Annotated in this window: 14 protein-coding genes and 1 pseudogene; 12 read left to right on the forward strand and 3 right to left on the reverse strand. The window is 56.6% G+C overall.

Features of this window, described 5'->3' with window-relative positions:
* Positions 1-394 precede the first annotated feature (394 nt).
* Entirely contained in the window at positions 395-2056 is a 1662-nt protein-coding gene (locus ACT3UQ_RS10880) for an alkaline phosphatase D family protein (protein WP_444637098.1), read from the reverse strand.
* A gap of 107 nt (positions 2057-2163) precedes the next feature.
* Between ACT3UQ_RS10880 and ACT3UQ_RS10885 the strand changes: the two genes are divergently transcribed.
* The 5 genes and pseudogenes from ACT3UQ_RS10885 to ACT3UQ_RS10905 all read left to right on the forward strand — a co-directional run bounded on the left by ACT3UQ_RS10885 (position 2164) and on the right by ACT3UQ_RS10905 (position 7432).
* Positions 2164-2610: an SRPBCC family protein gene (locus tag ACT3UQ_RS10885; protein WP_444637099.1), complete on the forward strand. Its 447-nt coding sequence runs from the start codon at positions 2164-2166 to the stop codon at positions 2608-2610.
* A gap of 27 nt (positions 2611-2637) precedes the next feature.
* Positions 2638-3024 carry a hypothetical protein gene (locus tag ACT3UQ_RS10890; protein WP_146113346.1) on the forward strand — a complete coding sequence of 129 codons (387 nt, stop codon included), beginning with the start codon at positions 2638-2640 and terminating at the stop codon, positions 3022-3024.
* A gap of 271 nt (positions 3025-3295) precedes the next feature.
* Positions 3296-3884: pseudogene (locus tag ACT3UQ_RS10895) on the forward strand (integrase core domain-containing protein); the annotation flags it as partial.
* 174 nt (positions 3885-4058) lie between these two features.
* Positions 4059-4448, forward strand: a complete 390-nt coding sequence (locus ACT3UQ_RS10900) for a (deoxy)nucleoside triphosphate pyrophosphohydrolase (RefSeq protein ID WP_105569450.1) — start codon at positions 4059-4061, stop codon at positions 4446-4448.
* Complete coding sequence (locus ACT3UQ_RS10905; RefSeq protein WP_105569451.1) at positions 4448-7432, forward strand: DUF3427 domain-containing protein; 2985 nt, start codon at positions 4448-4450, stop codon at positions 7430-7432. The genes ACT3UQ_RS10900 and ACT3UQ_RS10905 overlap by 1 nt, the downstream gene beginning before the upstream one ends.
* Before the next feature lie 250 nt (positions 7433-7682).
* On the opposite strand, the gene ACT3UQ_RS10910 is transcribed toward ACT3UQ_RS10905, so the two are convergent.
* A complete protein-coding gene (locus ACT3UQ_RS10910) occupies positions 7683-8675 on the reverse strand; it encodes a phospholipase D-like domain-containing protein (protein WP_146113347.1) in 993 nt (330 codons plus the stop codon).
* Between the two features lie 151 nt (positions 8676-8826).
* Between ACT3UQ_RS10910 and ACT3UQ_RS10915 the strand changes: the two genes are divergently transcribed.
* From ACT3UQ_RS10915 to ACT3UQ_RS10940, 6 genes are all read left to right on the forward strand, one after another.
* Positions 8827-9873 carry a nucleoside hydrolase gene (locus ACT3UQ_RS10915; protein ID WP_105569453.1) on the forward strand — a complete coding sequence of 349 codons (1047 nt, stop codon included), beginning with the start codon at positions 8827-8829 and terminating at the stop codon, positions 9871-9873.
* Between the two features lie 119 nt (positions 9874-9992).
* Positions 9993-10799 carry a glycosyl transferase family 9 gene (locus ACT3UQ_RS10920; RefSeq protein WP_105569454.1) on the forward strand — a complete coding sequence of 269 codons (807 nt, stop codon included), beginning with the start codon at positions 9993-9995 and terminating at the stop codon, positions 10797-10799.
* 11 nt (positions 10800-10810) lie between these two features.
* On the forward strand, positions 10811-11566 hold the full coding sequence (locus tag ACT3UQ_RS10925) for an energy-coupling factor transporter transmembrane component T family protein (protein WP_105569455.1): 756 nt from the start codon (positions 10811-10813) through the stop codon (positions 11564-11566).
* Positions 11563-12984 carry an ATP-binding cassette domain-containing protein gene (locus tag ACT3UQ_RS10930; RefSeq protein ID WP_105569456.1) on the forward strand — a complete coding sequence of 474 codons (1422 nt, stop codon included), beginning with the start codon at positions 11563-11565 and terminating at the stop codon, positions 12982-12984. The genes ACT3UQ_RS10925 and ACT3UQ_RS10930 overlap by 4 nt, the downstream gene beginning before the upstream one ends.
* Positions 12985-13198: 214 nt before the next feature.
* Positions 13199-14017 (forward strand): enoyl-CoA hydratase/isomerase family protein, encoded by an 819-nt coding sequence (locus ACT3UQ_RS10935; protein ID WP_105569457.1) that lies wholly within the window; start codon positions 13199-13201, stop codon positions 14015-14017.
* A gap of 25 nt (positions 14018-14042) precedes the next feature.
* Positions 14043-14918 (forward strand): 3-hydroxyacyl-CoA dehydrogenase family protein, encoded by an 876-nt coding sequence (locus ACT3UQ_RS10940; protein WP_444637100.1) that lies wholly within the window; start codon positions 14043-14045, stop codon positions 14916-14918.
* Here the strand turns inward: ACT3UQ_RS10940 and ACT3UQ_RS10945 are convergent.
* The gene (locus ACT3UQ_RS10945) at positions 14915-15817 is read right to left on the reverse strand and encodes a LysR family transcriptional regulator (RefSeq protein WP_105569459.1); all 903 of its coding nucleotides are present in this window, start codon (positions 15815-15817) and stop codon (positions 14915-14917) included. The genes ACT3UQ_RS10940 and ACT3UQ_RS10945 overlap by 4 nt on opposite strands.
* A 161-nt stretch (positions 15818-15978) precedes the next feature.
* Between ACT3UQ_RS10945 and ACT3UQ_RS10950 the strand changes: the two genes are divergently transcribed.
* Positions 15979-17175 carry a CaiB/BaiF CoA transferase family protein gene (locus ACT3UQ_RS10950; protein ID WP_105569460.1) on the forward strand — a complete coding sequence of 399 codons (1197 nt, stop codon included), beginning with the start codon at positions 15979-15981 and terminating at the stop codon, positions 17173-17175.
* Positions 17176-17209 lie beyond the last annotated feature (34 nt).

Consider the following 17209-nt stretch of genomic DNA (forward strand, 5'->3'; position numbering starts at 1 on the left):
TAGCAGCTGGGATAGCTGGCAGCTGCATGGGTGCGGGCGCTGGTGCCGGCGCAACAATCGAGGATTCGAGTGCCGACAGGTCTGCACGCACCAGATGAAGCTGGTGCTCCAAGGCAGCGACGCGTTGTTTGAGCCGCGCGACCTGATTGCTAATGTCATCCTGAGCTGGCACAGACGATCTCCTGGTGGAACGAACCTTTCTACATGAGCATAACCAGTGTCGTACCTACTAATCGGCAAGAAGTACACTGCGCTGTACTGTATTGGTTGCGCGGTTGTCGCTGAGGGGAAGAATTTTGGCCGTACTTGATAGCACGCGGTCAACGTGAACTTCCCTGTTTCTTGAGGTCTAAAGGCGATGAAATACCCCCGTTAGCTGACGGCCGGTTCTGCCCTAGCGAGGCTCGATCACGGCCGTTTCGACGGTTTCCAACCTCGGGTGCAGATGGTCCCCGTTCTCAACCACCCCCGTGACCCAGCTGATCACCAGCCCGTCCTCGGTGTCCTCGAGGATGGCCAGGTTGTTATCGAACCACGGCCCCTTGAAGCCGTTCCAGCGAAAGGGCGGGTCTGGCACGTGTGCGCTGCGCGCCATCCAAGCCCCGAACGGGACGGCCGGCCCCAAGGCCAAGGCTGCGGCAAAGTAGCGCATCAACCGGGGCAGCGGGTTGCGGATGGGCGAACACACAGCCTGCAGGATCCTGCTCACGTTCTCGCGTTCGACTTCGCAGACATAGGAGAAATGCACGTCGCCGGAGAGGAACGTGACGGACGCCGGGGCGGGGCCGCGCTGGCCATCGGCGACCTCGGTGGCCCACCGGACGACGTCCTGGAAGCTTTGCTGGAACGCCGCCCAATGCTCAAGGTCCACGGCCCGGCGCAGTCGTTCGCCGAGCCACGCCCGGGCCGGGCCGCGTTCCCCGGAGGAGTAGACCTCGTTCCATGCTTCCACGTGATGCAGGCCCATGGGCAGCAGGAAGGGCAGTGAGGTAGCGACAAGCAGGTGGCGGAATCCGCCTTGCATGTGCTCGTCGAGCCACGCACTTTCCGGTGGATCTAGCAGGGCACGGGCTTCGGGGTTCAGGCTGCGGGCGGCACGGGAGTCCACCACGATCAGCCGCACCGTATCCCAGTCGCGGCAGTAGCTCCAGCTGTATTCTTCCGGTGCGGCATCGACGCGCTCGGCGAACCGGTCCAAGTCGGCAGTGATATCCAATTCTTCGGGACCGGTGTGCGCCGCGATGCGTTGCCACAGTGGATCTGCAGCCCGCCCCTCGGGGGAGAGGTTGCCCAGATGCTGATAGATCCAATACGAGCCGAGGCCCGCAACAATGCGTTCGTGCCACCAGCTGGTCTGCTCCATGTCCTGCTTCCAACTGCGCGAGGAGTTCCAATCGTCGCGGATGTCGTGGTCGTCGAAAATCATGGCGCTGGGCAGGGTGGAAAGAAGCCAGCGGTTGGCCGGGTCCGACCAGGCCAACCGGTACAGATGGGCGTATTCCTCGAAGTCCTTCAGCTCCGCCCCGGGTTCCTCGCTGATATCGCGCCGGCTGGCGATGAACTCGCGCATCTGCTCACTGGTGGAGTCCGCATAAACCTGGTCCCCGAGGAAGAGCATCAGATCCGGCCACGGTCCGTGCTCCGGGCCCGCCATGGACAGGGCATAGGCGCGCATCGCGTCCACCCCGTGCTTGCGGTTGCCCGGCGCGTCGTGCGGAACGCTGGTGCGGCAGGACCCGAAGGCCAGCCGGGGATTCTTGGCGGGGTCGATGGTGGCGATCATCGATTCGGGGAAGCCATCCTCGCGCGGCCAGATAGCGCTCCCCTGGAGATGCACGCTGTAGGGATTGACGCTTCCAATCTCCAGCCCGCTCACCTCAACTAATGCATAGTGGTGGCCGTGGGCAGCAAAAGTCGGCGCACGCCAGGTGGATCCACCGCAACGGACCTCGACGGTGCCAGACCGAGCGGTCTCCACCCAGATGCTGGCGCAGCTGGCATCCACGTAGCGCAGCATCGGGCCAAGCACTAGGTCCTGATCGCTTTGCTGGCTCATCGGTTTCCCTTCCTGGAGGTGCAGGTCAACCAAGAATGGCACAACAACATCGTTGCGGATAGGCCTGGCTGCCGGGCAGAGGATCAGTTCCTGCATAGGATGGGCTGATGAGTGAATCCCCGTATCTGCAAACCCGCCGCCGCCTCGTGGCCGCTTCGCCTTCAGAGATCTTCGAACTGCTCACCGATCCGGCCATGCACCCGGTCATCGACGGCTCCGGAACGGTGCGTGCCTCGAACGCCCAGGGAAGCAAGCTCACCCTGGGCAGCGAGTTCGGCATGCAGATGCGCCTGGGTGTCCCGTACCGGATCAGCAATACCGTGGTGGAATTCGAGCAAGACCGGCAGATCGCCTGGCGGCACTTCAGCGGGCATCGGTGGCGCTACGAGCTGGAAGCTGCCGGGTCAGGGACGTTGGTCAGCGAAACCTGGGACGCGAGCCGGGTGCGGCACCAATGGCTGCTGCGGCTGATGGGCTTTACCCGGAGCACCGGGCCCAATATGGAACGCACCCTGGAACGGCTGGCCGCGCAGTTCCCCGAGACCACCGGGTAAGGGCGCTTTGCGCTGAGCAGCTCGTCGATGACGAGGCAAAACACCGTGCAGCGCCACGCCTCACCGTGCTCATCGGCGGTCCGCTGGGAAACGCTGGCATCCGTAGCGGATCAACCCGTGATTCTCCACGGTCGTGGCTGCACTGCTGGCCGTCGACTCCAAGAAACGTCTGCCGGCTCCACAGCTGGGGGCGGCACAAACACCTACGCCTGGGCCTGCTATTCGGACTCGACCGCGCTCCTCAGCGCCCGCGGATTCGCCGAGAACGCATTCGCACCCTTCGCCATGGACGCCGAATTCGACCGGGCTCTGGCATTATTCGACCTGAACTTCTTGTTGTTGGTGGGCCTGTGGATCATGGTGGTCGTGGTGACGGCCCGGACCGCCGGGCGCCAGCCTGGGATGCGGCGATAGTGGCCCTAGCCCCCGGGGATCATCCTGGCGGCGACGATCAACATGGGAATGATGAAGAGCAACTAGCCGTCTTCTTCCGAGACAAGAGACTTTTGTCGTTTTCAGAAGGCAACAGCACTGCGATGCGTCGTCCTTTTGGCGGAAGGAGCATTTGGATAGCCGCGTGGCGCACAAGTGCAATTTCAAGAATTTGCGTCCTCAGTGACCCGGCATAGAAGGAAACATATAGTCTTTTGGAGCGAGCGAATTGTCGCTGCTAAGGCGAATTCACATTAGCAGCGATAATTTCAAAGCGTTCAATCAGCTACGCAGCAGAACCATTGGTCCGTTGAAATCTACGTGGCTCCGCAATGGAGCATGCCAATGGCCGGTCTCCCTGGCCGACCGATGACGCAAAGATAGAACGAACGCTCTTATCAGGCGTTGCAGCGTTTTCTGAAATCAAACAAGCCGCGAGATCTTGCTGGGGTACAGAAACTCCTGCGTCGTTACCGCGAACATTACAATCAGCGTCGTCCTCATCAATCCTCGAACCAGGCCACACCGCAAACTGCAGGTAGCTTCTGGAGCATACGCCGGCTACTGAGCCGATACCGTTAGTAGCGTTGGCGGCCAAAGCTGTCGAATACCTCATGGAACGCAGGCTGGGACGTATTGGGGTGAATCGGGCCGACATTGTTGTTTCGGAGACAGGAAACATCCTGGGAGACTTGAGCTTCATGAAGAGTACGGCGCTGTAATTGAAAGTAATCATTTGTTGATGGAAGTCACCACCAGCAACTGTTAGACCTACTACAAAGGGAGACAGTTTTTTACCGTCAACTTTTGCATAGTTTCGATTCGTACGGACGATCACCGAATAAGAATTAATATTGTCTGACCCCGACACCGCTGAAATCGTCCTACGGTTCCCGCTTCCATGAATCGATAATCCATGGATCTGGTGGAGCGGAATGTGTTTCCGTCTGGACAGACCGATAGGATCACAACTATCGGAAGTCGCGATTTGAGATCTACGTCAGAGGAGAATTAGCTTGAAGAAGCAAATCAATGTTGTTGGTGCCGTTATCATCAGGAACGATGAAATCCTCTGCGCTCAAAGAGGCCTAAATGGAAGTCTCGGCGGCATGTGGGAATTTCCTGGTGGCAAAATTGAGCCAGAAGAAACTCCTCGCGAAGCACTCGAACGTGAGATTCGAGAGGAACTCCTCTGCACGGTCAAAGTAGACGATGAAGTCACGAGTACCACCTATGAATATGACTTCGGAATTGTTACTCTGACAACCTTCTATTGCGAGTTAGTCGAAGGAGAACCGCAGCTAACGGAGCATGAAGATGCAAAGTGGCTCAAACGCGATGAACTCATGTCTCTGGAGTGGGCGCCAGCGGACATTCCCGCGGTGGAAATCATCCAGGCGGCGTAGTGAAGACAAACGCTGATCTCGTTCTTGGTAGTGCTCTCTCTAGAGACGTCACTTTTGGATTCTTAGACGGGAAACAGCAATCTCGCCGCCATCACCACCCTCGTGTCGTATTGAACGCTGACGGAAATACGGTTCTGCGCATCCTTCGCGAAGAGCTTGCCCGGTGTGATGAATTCATTTTCTCCGTCGCTTTTGTAACCCCGAATGCGATTGCTTTACTTAAACAGGAGCTCGTGGAATTTTCGGGTCGAGGAACGATTGTCACCTCCGACTATTTGGGCTTTAACTCGCCATCGGCTTTTAACGAGTTACTTAACCTTGAAACTCTAGGGATCAACGTTCGAATTCACAACGCGGGAGCCTTTCACCCGAAGGGTTATATTTTCATAACCGAGAATATGGTTACGGCCATGATCGGCAGTTCAAATTTGACCGGTAACGCGATCGTCAAAAATCACGAATGGAACCTGAAAGTTTCAGCATCCGAGGGCAGCGATCTAGCTGACCAGCTATCGTTGTTGACCCAGAACCAGATCGAAGAATCCATGGTGCTGAGCCAACGGTGGATAGATGCGTATGCGGAACAGTACACGCCTCCTCCGATACGTCGGAAAGTAGTAGTTACCCCTCAACCTGACGTTGATGAGCAGCTTCTGCCGATAGCGACTGAACAAGATCTTGATGTGACCGGCCAATCGCCGGATGGCGCTGTGTCGACCGAGTTGTTCCTGCCGATCCTCCCGAACCAGATGCAAACGGAGGCGCTCAAGGCGCTGGAACAGGTTCGGTCGAGCGGCGAGTCGAAGGCCATAGTCATTTCGGCTACCGGTACGGGAAAGACGATCCTCTCGGCATTGGAAGTACGGGCAGCTCATCCTGGCCGGTTCTTATTTGTCGTTCACCGCGAGCAGATTCTCGATAAAACCATCCAAGAGTACCGCCGCGTCATCGGCGGCCACTACAACGATTTTGGCAAACTTGCCGGTGCCTCCAAACAAAGCGACCGCAAGTTTGTTTTCGCAATGGTGCAGACATTGTCCCAAGATAGTGTGCTGCACGAGATTCAGCCAGACGCTTTTGACTACATCATCGTTGACGAGGCACATCGCGTTGGCTCTCCAACATACAAGAAGGTACTTGGATACCTCGAACCTACTTTCCTGCTTGGCCTGACAGCCACACCAGAACGTAGCGATGGATTCAATGTTTTTGAGTTTTTCGACTACAACGTGCCTTATGAGATTCGCTTGAATCACGCGTTGGAAGAGAACATGCTGAGCCCATTTCATTACTACGGGATAGCCGACGTAACGCTTGATGACCAGACGACCCTAGACAGCACAGATGATCTGGGACATCTTGTGACGGCGGACCGTGTTCACCATATTATTGACGCGCTGGCTAAATATGGGCAGGCGGGTGTTGCCCCAAAGGGGCTTATTTTCTGTTCTCGTAAAGTTGAAGCTGCTGCCCTATCTGCAGCGCTGAATCAGCAGCAACTGCGTGGGAAAACTTTGCGGACGGTTAGTCTCAGCGGTGACGATTCGGTGGATCAGCGAGAACGAGTAGTTGGGCAACTGGAACGCGGAGAACTCGACTACATCCTCACCGTCGACATCTTCAATGAGGGGGTGGATATCCCCACAGTGAATCAGGTCGTCATGCTTCGCCAAACGCAATCGGCCATAGTGTTCGTGCAGCAGCTTGGACGCGGTTTGCGTAAAGCACCGATGAAGGACTACTTGGTGGTGATCGACTTCATTGGCAACTACGCGAACAACTACATGATCCCGATAGCGCTGTTCGGCGATGAATCGCTGAACAAAGAGTCGCTGAAAGAGAAGCTTATTTCCACCGAACAGGCTGGCGTACTTGCCGGTTTATCAAGTGTTCGATTCGATAAGGTCTCGCAGCAGCGTGTGCTTGATTCCATCCGTACAACTGCTCTGGACAGCATTCAAAAGCTCCGCGGTGCGATGCAGTCGATGCAGAACCGAGTTGGACGCGCACCGAAGCTCTTTGATTTCTATCGATTTGAATCGGTCGATCCGGTATTACTGGCAACGAAGAAGGAAAACTATCCAGCGTTGGTTAAGAGCCTTTTGCGGATTGATCATGAGCTTAGCCATGATGAGCTCAAGGCGTTGTCACTACTATCGCATGAAGTCCTGACGTCGAAGAGAATTCATGAGTTCGTGCTTGTCCGTGAGTTGCTTTCACACGGTTCGGTAACCTTGCCCCAATTCCAAGCAGCGCTCCTCAACGAAGGAATCGACGCGACCCATCGCGAATTGATGAGCACCGTAGAAACTCTGAATCTTGCTAATCACGGACAAGTTGATCAAAGTCGATATGGAATTCGTTTGGCACACATCGATGGAGAATCTATATCGGCTGATTCTGGTTTTCTCAGTTCATATCGTTCACACAGTGCATTCACCAACGAAGTGGACGACATCATGCAAACGGGCATGGCCTTAGTGCGAGACCGGTATGTTGCTGGAGATCCGTTTATCGTTGGAGGACAGTATTCCCGAAAGGAAGTGACACGTCTTCTGGGACTGCCACGAAAATGGACGTCAACGCTTTACGGGTACAAAGTCGATCCAGAATCGAAGACCTGCCCGATTTTTGTGACGCTGCACAAATCGGACGATATCTCGGCTAGCACCGCGTACCAGGATGAACTGGTTGATCCTTCCCATCTGCGATGGTTCACGCGATCAAGGCGAACGCTACAGAGCGATGAAGTCCGGCGAATAGTGAATAACGAGGTTGATCTGTACGTCTTCGTTAAGAAAGACGATGCGGAAGGCACCGAATTCTTTTACTTAGGCCAGGCCGATTCGCGCAATGCCGAACAGACTCACATGTCTGGAAAGAACCAAGAGCAGCTTGACGTCGTCACGATGAACCTGCATTTCGAGAAAGCGATCGACAACGCTTTGTACGACTATTTGAGCCCGAATCAGAACCTGACTTAACTTCGCTGACACCAAATGGGCGTAAAGAATCAGCGGCGATTTCGGGCCGGATAGTCGCAACGAACTGTTACCGACGATCTTTGCCATCAATACGAACCGTCGAATGTATTCTTCCACTAGCTTTCTATCGGCCAATTTTTTGAGACCGTCCTAATCAAACTTCGACATACAGATACATGAAAAATACATCGTCCGGTCAGGAGTAAGGTATTCATCTAGCTTGGTTTGTAGAACGGATAGGCGCAGAAATTTAGGATCCAGAATTTAGCATAAATTCTGGATACCAGATTTTTATTAGCCCTTCGCAGTCATCCGCGGAGAGCTCTAAAAATTCGTCAGGGGTCTTATCAATTTTTTGCAACAGAGTATCGAAAGCTTCCGGGCCGTGTTCATATCTTCTACCCACTGTTTCGAGGCGGAGTTCTTTTTTAGTATCGACTTTGTGCAGGATAACTTGTCCCATACGTGATTCGTTTGCGTCGTGATGGATGAGATCACTATCTATCCGAACCGGAGGAAACACGTGGGTATCATTGATGAAGAAAATGATGTCTCCTCGAGAGAAGGCGCCTTCCTTTTCCACTATCTGCAATAAATCGAATCGAAAACCAGTCTTGCGTTGACGCAACGAACCTTCCTTCTCTTGTTGCAAAAGTTCTACGACCTCGTCAGGGGTTAGATCAGCATCAATCCACCGAACTATGTATATTTTGTTAAGTTCCCACGGGAATCCGAAAGCTTGTGGTTCGGGGGTATTTATGCCCGTAATGCGATGCGAAGGGTCACCAGCATCAAATAGTTTTTTGAGGTCAGATAACTTCGAGCTGGTGATTTTTCCTCCCGAAGCTTCAATCTCGTGCTCGACGAATTCTCTGACTTCTTTTCTAGTTTCACGATCAGTGGTGATTAGAACAGCTTCGGATGCTCGCGCAGAACTCGCGGACGCATTCGCAGATCCCACGACTGCGTGTCGGTCAGTAGAAATGACTTTGGCATGCAATATCGAAGACGTATGCACTTCGACGCCTGAATTAATAAATCGTTCAAGGGCGTAAGGATTTGTTGCCCCTGAGGCTACATTTTGGTCGCTAGCATTTACAAGGAGGACGTCGCCTAAACCAAGAGGAAGTCGTTCCGGAGCATCTTTACCGATAAATGCGATTGCGGCATATGTTCTTCCTGCGCCCTCAACTACGTTGGTGATATGCGGCCAAACGGCCTGAGAATGAAATCGAGTTACCATGATTGAAGTCTAATCGGATGGTCATGAGCAACAAGACATTTGATTCACTGACGAGCGGGGGACACCGACGTGCTCTGACTGCTGCTTTTGGATATATTTTGAAGAAGTAAACAATGTCGAGACCCAAACTGATGTGAGCGAAAATCCACAAATGCGCCTACTTATCGACAACGACACGGGTATCGATGATGCGCTCGCGTTGGCGTACCTCTGTGCTTGCGAACATGTACAGATAGAGGCAATCACCAGTACACCTGGGAACGTTGATGCTGAGCAGGTTACAGCTAATAACGATGCACTTCTTGGACTCTGTGATCAGCCTGACGTACCAGTACTAATCGGCGCGCGAGAACCTCTAGAGGTTCCGTTGGTCACCACGCCCGAAACTCACGGACCACAAGGTGTCGGGTATGCGACGCTATCGACTCCAGGCGTCGCCGCGCATAGTCACGACGCTGTGGATTATTGGATCGAAGCCGCACGAACTAACCCTGGCGAGCTAACAGTTTTGCTTACTGCACCTCTGACCAACTTTGCCCTGGCGCTACGCGAAGAACCTAAACTTCCCTGGTTGCTGCGCAAGGTAGTCATCATGGGAGGCGCCTTCTACTACCAAGGCAACACCACTCCTACCGCGGAGTGGAACACTCACGTTGATCCTCATGCGGCAAAGGAAGTTTTTGCTGCCTACACCGCGGCTGCGGAACAGGGGTTGCCTTCTGAGAAGCTTCCTATCGTGTGCTCATTGGACACCACTGAGCGCTTTGAAATGCAGCCGGAATTCTTGACTCACCTGGCGGCAGAAGCTGGGTGCGTCGAGCCCGAACTTGTATTGGACAGCGATCCCGAGGGAACCTTGAGCACCGCATCCAATCCGCTAGTGCGCTATCTTTCAGATGCTCTGCGGTTCTACTTCGAGTTCCACCGGCACTACGACCAGGGCTACATTGCCCATGTCCATGACTACTTCGCCGCAGGTGTCGCTGCTGGCACACTTGAATACCAAACTCGACTTGCCACAGTTGACGTGGAAACTGAATCCGAGCTTCTCTTCGGAACTACCGTGGCCGATTTCCGAGGACTATGGGGCAAGCCAGCAAATGCTCGCATAGTATCCAGCAACGATCCCGAATCAGGCTTCGCTGAGCTACTTACCCGCCTCGGTGCACTGGCCCGAAAACTCGACACGAATTCCTGAGCCGTAACCTAGGTGGGCTAGACTCATCTACCGGGCCGAGGTGACATTAGGCCCCGCACTCGCACGCACCCAGTAGTACCTGGGTGCACAGCCACACTCGTACCGAGGAATGCCTTTCTATGTCACCGAATCTGCTTTTGCCCGAAGAAACCAGCTCCCAAGTTCTGCGCCGCAGGATTTTGGCTACTGCTGGCACCCTGCTCTTGATCGGCACCTACCTGGTCCTAGTCATTACCCAACCCACGGGCATAGCCGAAGGACTGGGACAGGGCGTCGCACTGGTTACCTTTGCCGCATACCTTGCTGCCGCAGTCATGCTTTTGGTCGCGGTGCTTCCGGACTTGCCGGTATCCACTCTCACGCTGATCCCGGTAGCGCTGGCCCTGAACATCATCTTGGGGCAATTCGTTGGTTCCGTAATGGTCCCGCTCTACCTCGACTCGATTGGCACGGTGCTCGTAGGGTTCTTGGCGGGCCGTCGGGCCGGTGCAGCCACCGGTGTGCTCAGCACGCTGATCTGGTCCCTGTTCGCCCCCACGGTCTTGCCCTTCGCAGCTGGCGCCGCCTTGGTCGGCTTCCTCGCTGGAACCGCCGCTCGCTTCGGTGCGCTGCGCCGTCCGTATCTTGCCCCCGTGGCCGGTGTGGTTGCAGGTGTTCTTGTCGGCGTGGTTTCAGCTCCGGTGGCGGCCTTTGTCTTCGGCGGAACTTCGGGTGTAGGCACCGGCGCAGTGGTTGCGGCTTTCCGCTCCATGGGCGACTCGCTGCTTTCAGCCGTGACCAAGCAGGCCTTGATCTCAGACCCGGGGGACAAGGCCATCGTCTTCCTCATTGCGGCTTTGCTGATTTACGCCCTGCCCAAGCGTTTGAGCGGAAGTTTTGACTTCATCCGTCGTTACCGGGTGCTGGGCCAGCGGGGAACCAAGTAGGCCCACCCGCTATGCCCAAGTCCATCAACTTGCATCCATTTACCGTATTGGCTCTGACGGCGGCCGTCGTCACGATGACCACCGCCGCTGGCCTCTGGTGGTTGAGCTGCGCGGTCATCACTGTCTGCGTACTGGTTGCCGGTTGGACTGGGCATCTGCGACGGCTGGCGGTCCTGAGCGCTGCCATCCTGATCCCTACGTTCGCGTCCTTGCTATTAATCCATGGGCTCGTCTCCCAACAGGCGTCCGGGCTCATCGCTGTGGCCGGGCCGTTCCGGGTGACTGAAGGCGGACTGGAAGCAGCCACGGTTTTGGGCCTGCGCACTGCGGTGCTGGTGGTGGCAGGTCTGCTCTGTACCTTGCTGATCAGTAAGCATCAGCTGGTAGCGGCCATAGACCTGTCTCCGGCACCGCCGCAGGTGGGGTACTTGCTGGCAGCCACGCTGTTTCTCCTGCCCCATATGGCCGACAAGCAGCGCACCATCGGCCAAGCGCAGGCACTCCGCCAAGCGGGAACTGGACGTGGTCTTTCCGGTTGGTTCCAACGAGTGAGGTTGCGGGCGGTTCCGCTGGTGCTCGCCTCCCTTCAGGATGCCCACGATAGGTCGTCTCACCTGTCAGCCCGCGGATTTCCCGCTGCCGGATCCCACACCAGACTGCGTACCGTCGCAGATTCTGTCACCCAGCAACGTGTCCGGTGGATTTCCCTGCTCTGCGCCGTGGTGGGCCCGACAGCAATCTTGGCACCCTTCTGGGGGAGTGCATGATAGAGAATCAGAAGAACTCGCGCACGGGTAATACTGTGCTGCTCGACCTCAAAATTGAGCGCTTCCGCTATTCCGGTGCTGAGCTTGATTCCTTGCAGCACATTGAGGTGAATGTGGCTCCGGGCTCATTGACTGTCATCGTCGGGGAATCCGGTTCAGGCAAGTCCACTCTGGGCGAGGTGTTCGCAGGTATCTTGCCGCGGCAGGGCGCAGACCAATGCCTGGGAACAATAAATCTGGCCGGGCAACGGATCGAATATACCGGCCTGGAATGCCAGCGCATTAATGTGGCGGGGTGGGCTAAACACGTCGGTTTGCTTCCTCAGGAAGCTGGGCACTATCTTTCACGGATTCGTGAAAGGGTTGCCGAGGAACTCGTATTCTCGCTCGAAAACGAGGGCGTGCCACGAGATGAGATGTGCCAGCGCATCACTGCGCTTTCCACGCAACTGGGCCTGGACCATTTGCTTGAACGCGATCCTGCCAAGCTTTCTGGCGGTCAGGAACGACTAGTTGCTCTGGCCTCATTGGCAATCTCGGAACCATCCATCATGGTCTTGGATGAGCCACTGGCGGGCTTGGATGCAGAAGCTACGGCAGCCGTCACCGAAATGATTACCCGGCTGCGCGCAGGCGGTACCGCGATGGTGGTCTTGAGCAGGACTGCCAAGCCGTGGGCCGGCAAAGTTGATGCATTGAGGACATTAGCGAATGGGCAACTGAGCAAGGCTTCTTCAGACGATCTTGTACAGCACTCCGTATTTGAGCCAACCCAGCGGCGTGCCACTCCTATCGAAGCGAATGTTCTCTTGGAGTTCGGTGATGTCCAGCTGGTCCATCCGGGGGCCGAGCGCCCAGTCCTCGACGGGCTGGATCTGCAAGTGCGGGCCGGTGAATGCGTTGGACTGGCGGGTGCGAATGGATCGGGTAAAACCACGGTGCTCAAAGCCGCCGCAGGGCTGCTGCGGCCAACCGCCGGAAGTCTGGCGGTTTCAGCTACTACCGGCATGCTTTTGCAGAATTCCTCTGACCAGCTTTTCGAACGCACCGTATTGCGTGAGGTATCTTTCGGCCTTCCAAAGAAGGGCGCGCAACGATCGCGTGTTCCGGAAGTCCTCTCGCAACTCGGGTTGGAAGCTTTCGCCGAGACTCATCCCTACGAGTTGCCGGCTTCGGTGCGCAGGCTCGTGGCCCTAGCGACCGTTCTGGTCCGCGAACCGCGGACCCTCCTGCTGGATGAACCAACCGAGGCCTTGGATTCAGCGGGGCTGGCGCGCTTGCAAGAGGTCATCGACTCGGTGCTGATTCGCGGGGGAGCGGTGCTCCTCTCCACCCACGACAAGGAATTCATGAATAGGACTACCCACTGGGTCCATCTGATGTCAGAAAACCCCGAGCCAACGGCCCCCGATTCATAGTCTCGGCGACTTTCGCCGTACTCAGTTCACGTGAAAATTGTGCAACTGCTGAGTTGTGCCAACCGTCGAATCGTCATGCGAAACACTGACTTGATTCATGCTGAATTCACATGAATAGTTCACTGATCTATCTATCTATGGAACTGGTCGCGTATAAATAAGTTTGATGTTGTCATCGGTCTTTGGATGAGGCCGCAAGGAAGGGATCTATCTGATGTCTGATGCAGTTGGCGAAGAACTGGTGCTCCGAAACGACACGGACGGAGTCGCATGGCTGACAATCAACAGGCCGGAATCCCTGAACGCGATGAATCAACATGTCATTGCACGCATGCATAGCCTGCTCGACGAGATTGAACTGGATTCCGCGATAGAGGTCATCGTCTTCACCGGTGCCGGAGACAAGTCCTTTGTCGCCGGAGCTGATATCAACGAGCTTGCCGCGCGAACCCCCATCGACGCGTTGGGCGGCCGGATGCAGAATCTCTACGACAGGATTGCCAAGTTCCCGAAACCTACAGTTGCGGCGGTCAACGGATTCGCTTTTGGTGGTGGCCATGAATTGGCCCTGTGCTGCGACGTGCGCATCGGATCCACTCAAGCCCTGTTCGCCTTGCCCGAAACCGGATTGGGAATCATTCCTTCCGCAGGCGGAACGCAGCGGCTGGCTCGAATCGTCGGCATTGGACGTGCCACTGACATGATCCTCACCGGCCGGCGCCTCGATGCCTTCCAAGCACTGCAGGCCGGACTCATCACCGAGCTGGTCGAAGCGGATGAACTTGCGGCTTCGGCGCAGAAGCTCGCGCGCAAGATCGCTGCCAAGGGGCCCCTGGCCATCAAGCTGGCCAAGCTGGTGGTCAGCCGCGGATTCGACGTAGACCACGAGACGGGCATGCTGCTGGAGCAACTGGCCCAAGCGCTCGCTTACAGCTCGGAGGAAAAGCAGGAAGGCACCCGCGCCTTCCTGGAAAAGCGCCGCCCCGACTTCCGGGGTGTGCGCCAGTCCGATGCAGCCATTCATAACGCCTAGGAAACCGATTTTGGAAGGAGACTTTATGTCTCAGGAAAACCGTCCCGTCGACAGGATCACCGTTATCGGTGCCGGAACGATGGGTTCGCAGATCGCCATGGTGGCCGCCTTGTCAGGGGTCAGCGCTTCACTGGTGGACATCAAGCAAGAACAACTGGACCAAGCCAAGGAGCAACTCTGGTCCCGCGTGGACCGTGATGTCCAAAAAGGCCGCCGCGCTTCGGCTGACGTCGACGCGGCCAAGGAGCGTCTGAGCTTCACCACGGACCTGGAAGCAGCGGTGGCTGCGTCTGACTTCGTCATCGAAGCGGCAATTGAGGACTTGAAGATCAAGCGCGAGCTCTTCGCCAATTTGGATCGGATCGCCCCACCTCACGCCATCTTGGCCACGAATTCCTCGAATATTGTCTCCTCACGCGTCGCTGATGCCACGTCCCGCCCAGACCGGGTGTGCAATATGCACTTTTTCAATCCCGCTCTGGTCATGGAATGCGTGGAAATCATCCCGCATGCCCAAACCTCAGAAGAGACCGTTGATATTGCTGCCCGACTGGCCGAATCCTTCGGCAAACGCGTCGTGAAGTTGAATAAAGAAGTTCCTGGATTCATCGCCAACCGTCTGCTCAATGCGATCCGCCGCGAAGCTCTGGAACTCTATGAGGATGGTGTTGCCAGTGCCGAGGATATCGACCTGGTCGCCAAGACCGCATTGCGCCACCCTATGGGGCCCTTCGAACTCATGGACCTCGTGGGCATAGACGTGGTCTACCTGATCCGGATGGCCGAATATGAGCAGACTGCAGACCCCGAGAGCCTGCCTGCACAGTCGGTCAAGAAGCTCTACGAAGAAGGATCTTTTGGCCGCAAAACCGGCAAGGGATGGTACAGCTACAGCAATTAGCTGCCCCGCGGGTCCGGGAAGACTTCCTTGGCGAGTTTGATGACGTTTTTCAATGCGGCATTGGTGTCTTCCCTGCGCCAGATGAGCCGCGCTTCAAGCTCGACATTTGCATCCTTGAGCGGAACGTAGACCACGCCGGGAATGGTGATGTTGGCGCGCACCGAATCCACCGTCAGGGCGCACCCCATCTCTGTGCTGACCAAGACGAGCTGGGTCAGGGTATCGGGTGCTATCTGGGTCACTCGGGGCGCGAAGCCGGCGGCCATGGACAAGGTATTCAGCCGGTTCTGCAGGGCTGCGCTGAATCCACCGGGCAGCGTGATCCATTGCTCTTGGGCCAAATCGGCCATATGCACGGCGCTGCGCCCGGACAATGGATGCGAGATGGGCAAGGCAATGAGCACCCGCTCGATCGCCATAACGTAGGAATCCACGTCGGGCGGGATGAAATCCCAGCGTCCGATGGCCAGATCCAGGGTCTTGTCCAGAATGCGCTCCAACCCGACATGCGAGAACTGCGAGCTGTGGAATTGCTGGCGCAGTCCGGGGTGGACCTTGCGCAACTCGCGGGCCAGAGCTCCAACGGTTGTATTCGTTGAAGCGCCGGCGAAGCCGATGCGTACTTCACCGGTTTCACCGGTCACCGCAGAACGGACCACCTGCTGTGCGCGCCGTGAAATGTTCATCAATTCGGTGGCAGGTTCAAGCAGGGCCTGGCCTGCCGGAGTCAGGGAAACATGTCTGGTGCTGCGCTCGAAGAGTTGTGCACCCACCGTGTGCTCAAGTTGCTTGATGAGCCGGCTGAGGGCGGGCTGCGCCATGCGAAGATTCGCGGCGGCCCGTCCAAAATGGAGCTCCTTGGCTACCGCCAGAAACGCTTCCGCGTGATGCACGTCCACTGTGGTGCTCCACTTCTTTTTTGATGTGAATTTATTATCAATTCAATCAATATTAGGTCTTGGACTATTAAGAATACTAATGGTTCGATGAATGTTGAGACCTATCGCGTAAACGAGGCACGCGATTCATTACGAGCATGTTGAACAGACCAGGAGCGCATATGAGGAATTCAACGGGTTCCGCAACCACCGGCCCGCTATCGGGAATCGTCATTGCAGACTTCTCCCGCGTACTAGCCGGACCATACTGCACGATGCTTCTGGCGGACATGGGAGCTACGGTCATCAAAGTGGAAGGGCCGGCAGGTGATGACACGCGCAATTGGGTTCCTCCGCACCGCGACGGCGTGAGCACCTACTACCTGTCCATCAACCGCAACAAGAGCTCCATCGTGCTGGACATGTCCAACGCCCAGGACCTGGAAACCGCCTACAGCATTATCGAACGGGCGGATGTGTTCGTGGAGAACTTCAAACCCGGAGGACTGGCCAAGTTCGGACTGGACCAGGAAGCCGTGGCTGAACGCTGGCCGCACCTGATCCACGCATCGATCACCGGATTCGGAACCGAGGGCGGGAGCTCCATGCCCGGATACGACCTGCTGGCCCAAGCGGTTTCGGGAATGATGACGCTCACCGGTGATGCCGACGGTCCACCGCAACGCGCGGGAGTGGCCGTCTTCGATGTGATGACGGGCTTGCACGCAACTGTCGCCATCCTCGGTGCCCTGCAAGAGCGCAATCTCACCGGGCGCGGGCAGCATGTCGGCGTCAACCTGCTGTCCTCAGCCGTTTCCGGACTGGTTAACCAGACCATGGGCTACGCCGGCGCCGGGAACATCCCGACACGCATGGGCAATGACCATCCGAGCTTGTTCCCCTACGGACCCTTGCATGCAGCTGACCGCGAGATCGTGATCTGCTGCGGCAATGACGTGCAATTCCAGCGATTGACCGAAGCTCTGGGCATCACCGAGGTCGGCATCGATCCGCGCTTCGCCACGATGGCGGACCGCAACGCCAACCGCGAAGAGCTGCGCGTGATCCTGGAGCAGGCCCTGGCCGCGCGCACCGCCGATGAGTGGTTCGAAGAGCTCCAGAAGAAGGGCATCGCCTGCTCGCCGATCCTGAACGTCGCCGAGGGCTTGCAATTCGCGCAGCGCCTCGGTCTGGACCCGATCGTGCAAGCAGGCAAGGGCACGGATACCGTGCCGACCATCAAGCACCCGGCCACGTTCAGCCGCAGCGAAATCCGCTATGACAAAGCTCCTCCCGCCTTGGATGGGGATAGGGAAGCCGTTCTGGAATGGATCAGCAGCAATCCCCAGCGCACCGCTGACGACAAGCTCGCGGTCTAGACGCAGCCCAAGAACCAAAGAATCGAAAGAACGA

This window comes from Glutamicibacter sp. AOP12-B1-11, assembly GCF_052379245.1.
GTDB lineage: Bacteria > Actinomycetota > Actinomycetes > Actinomycetales > Micrococcaceae > Glutamicibacter.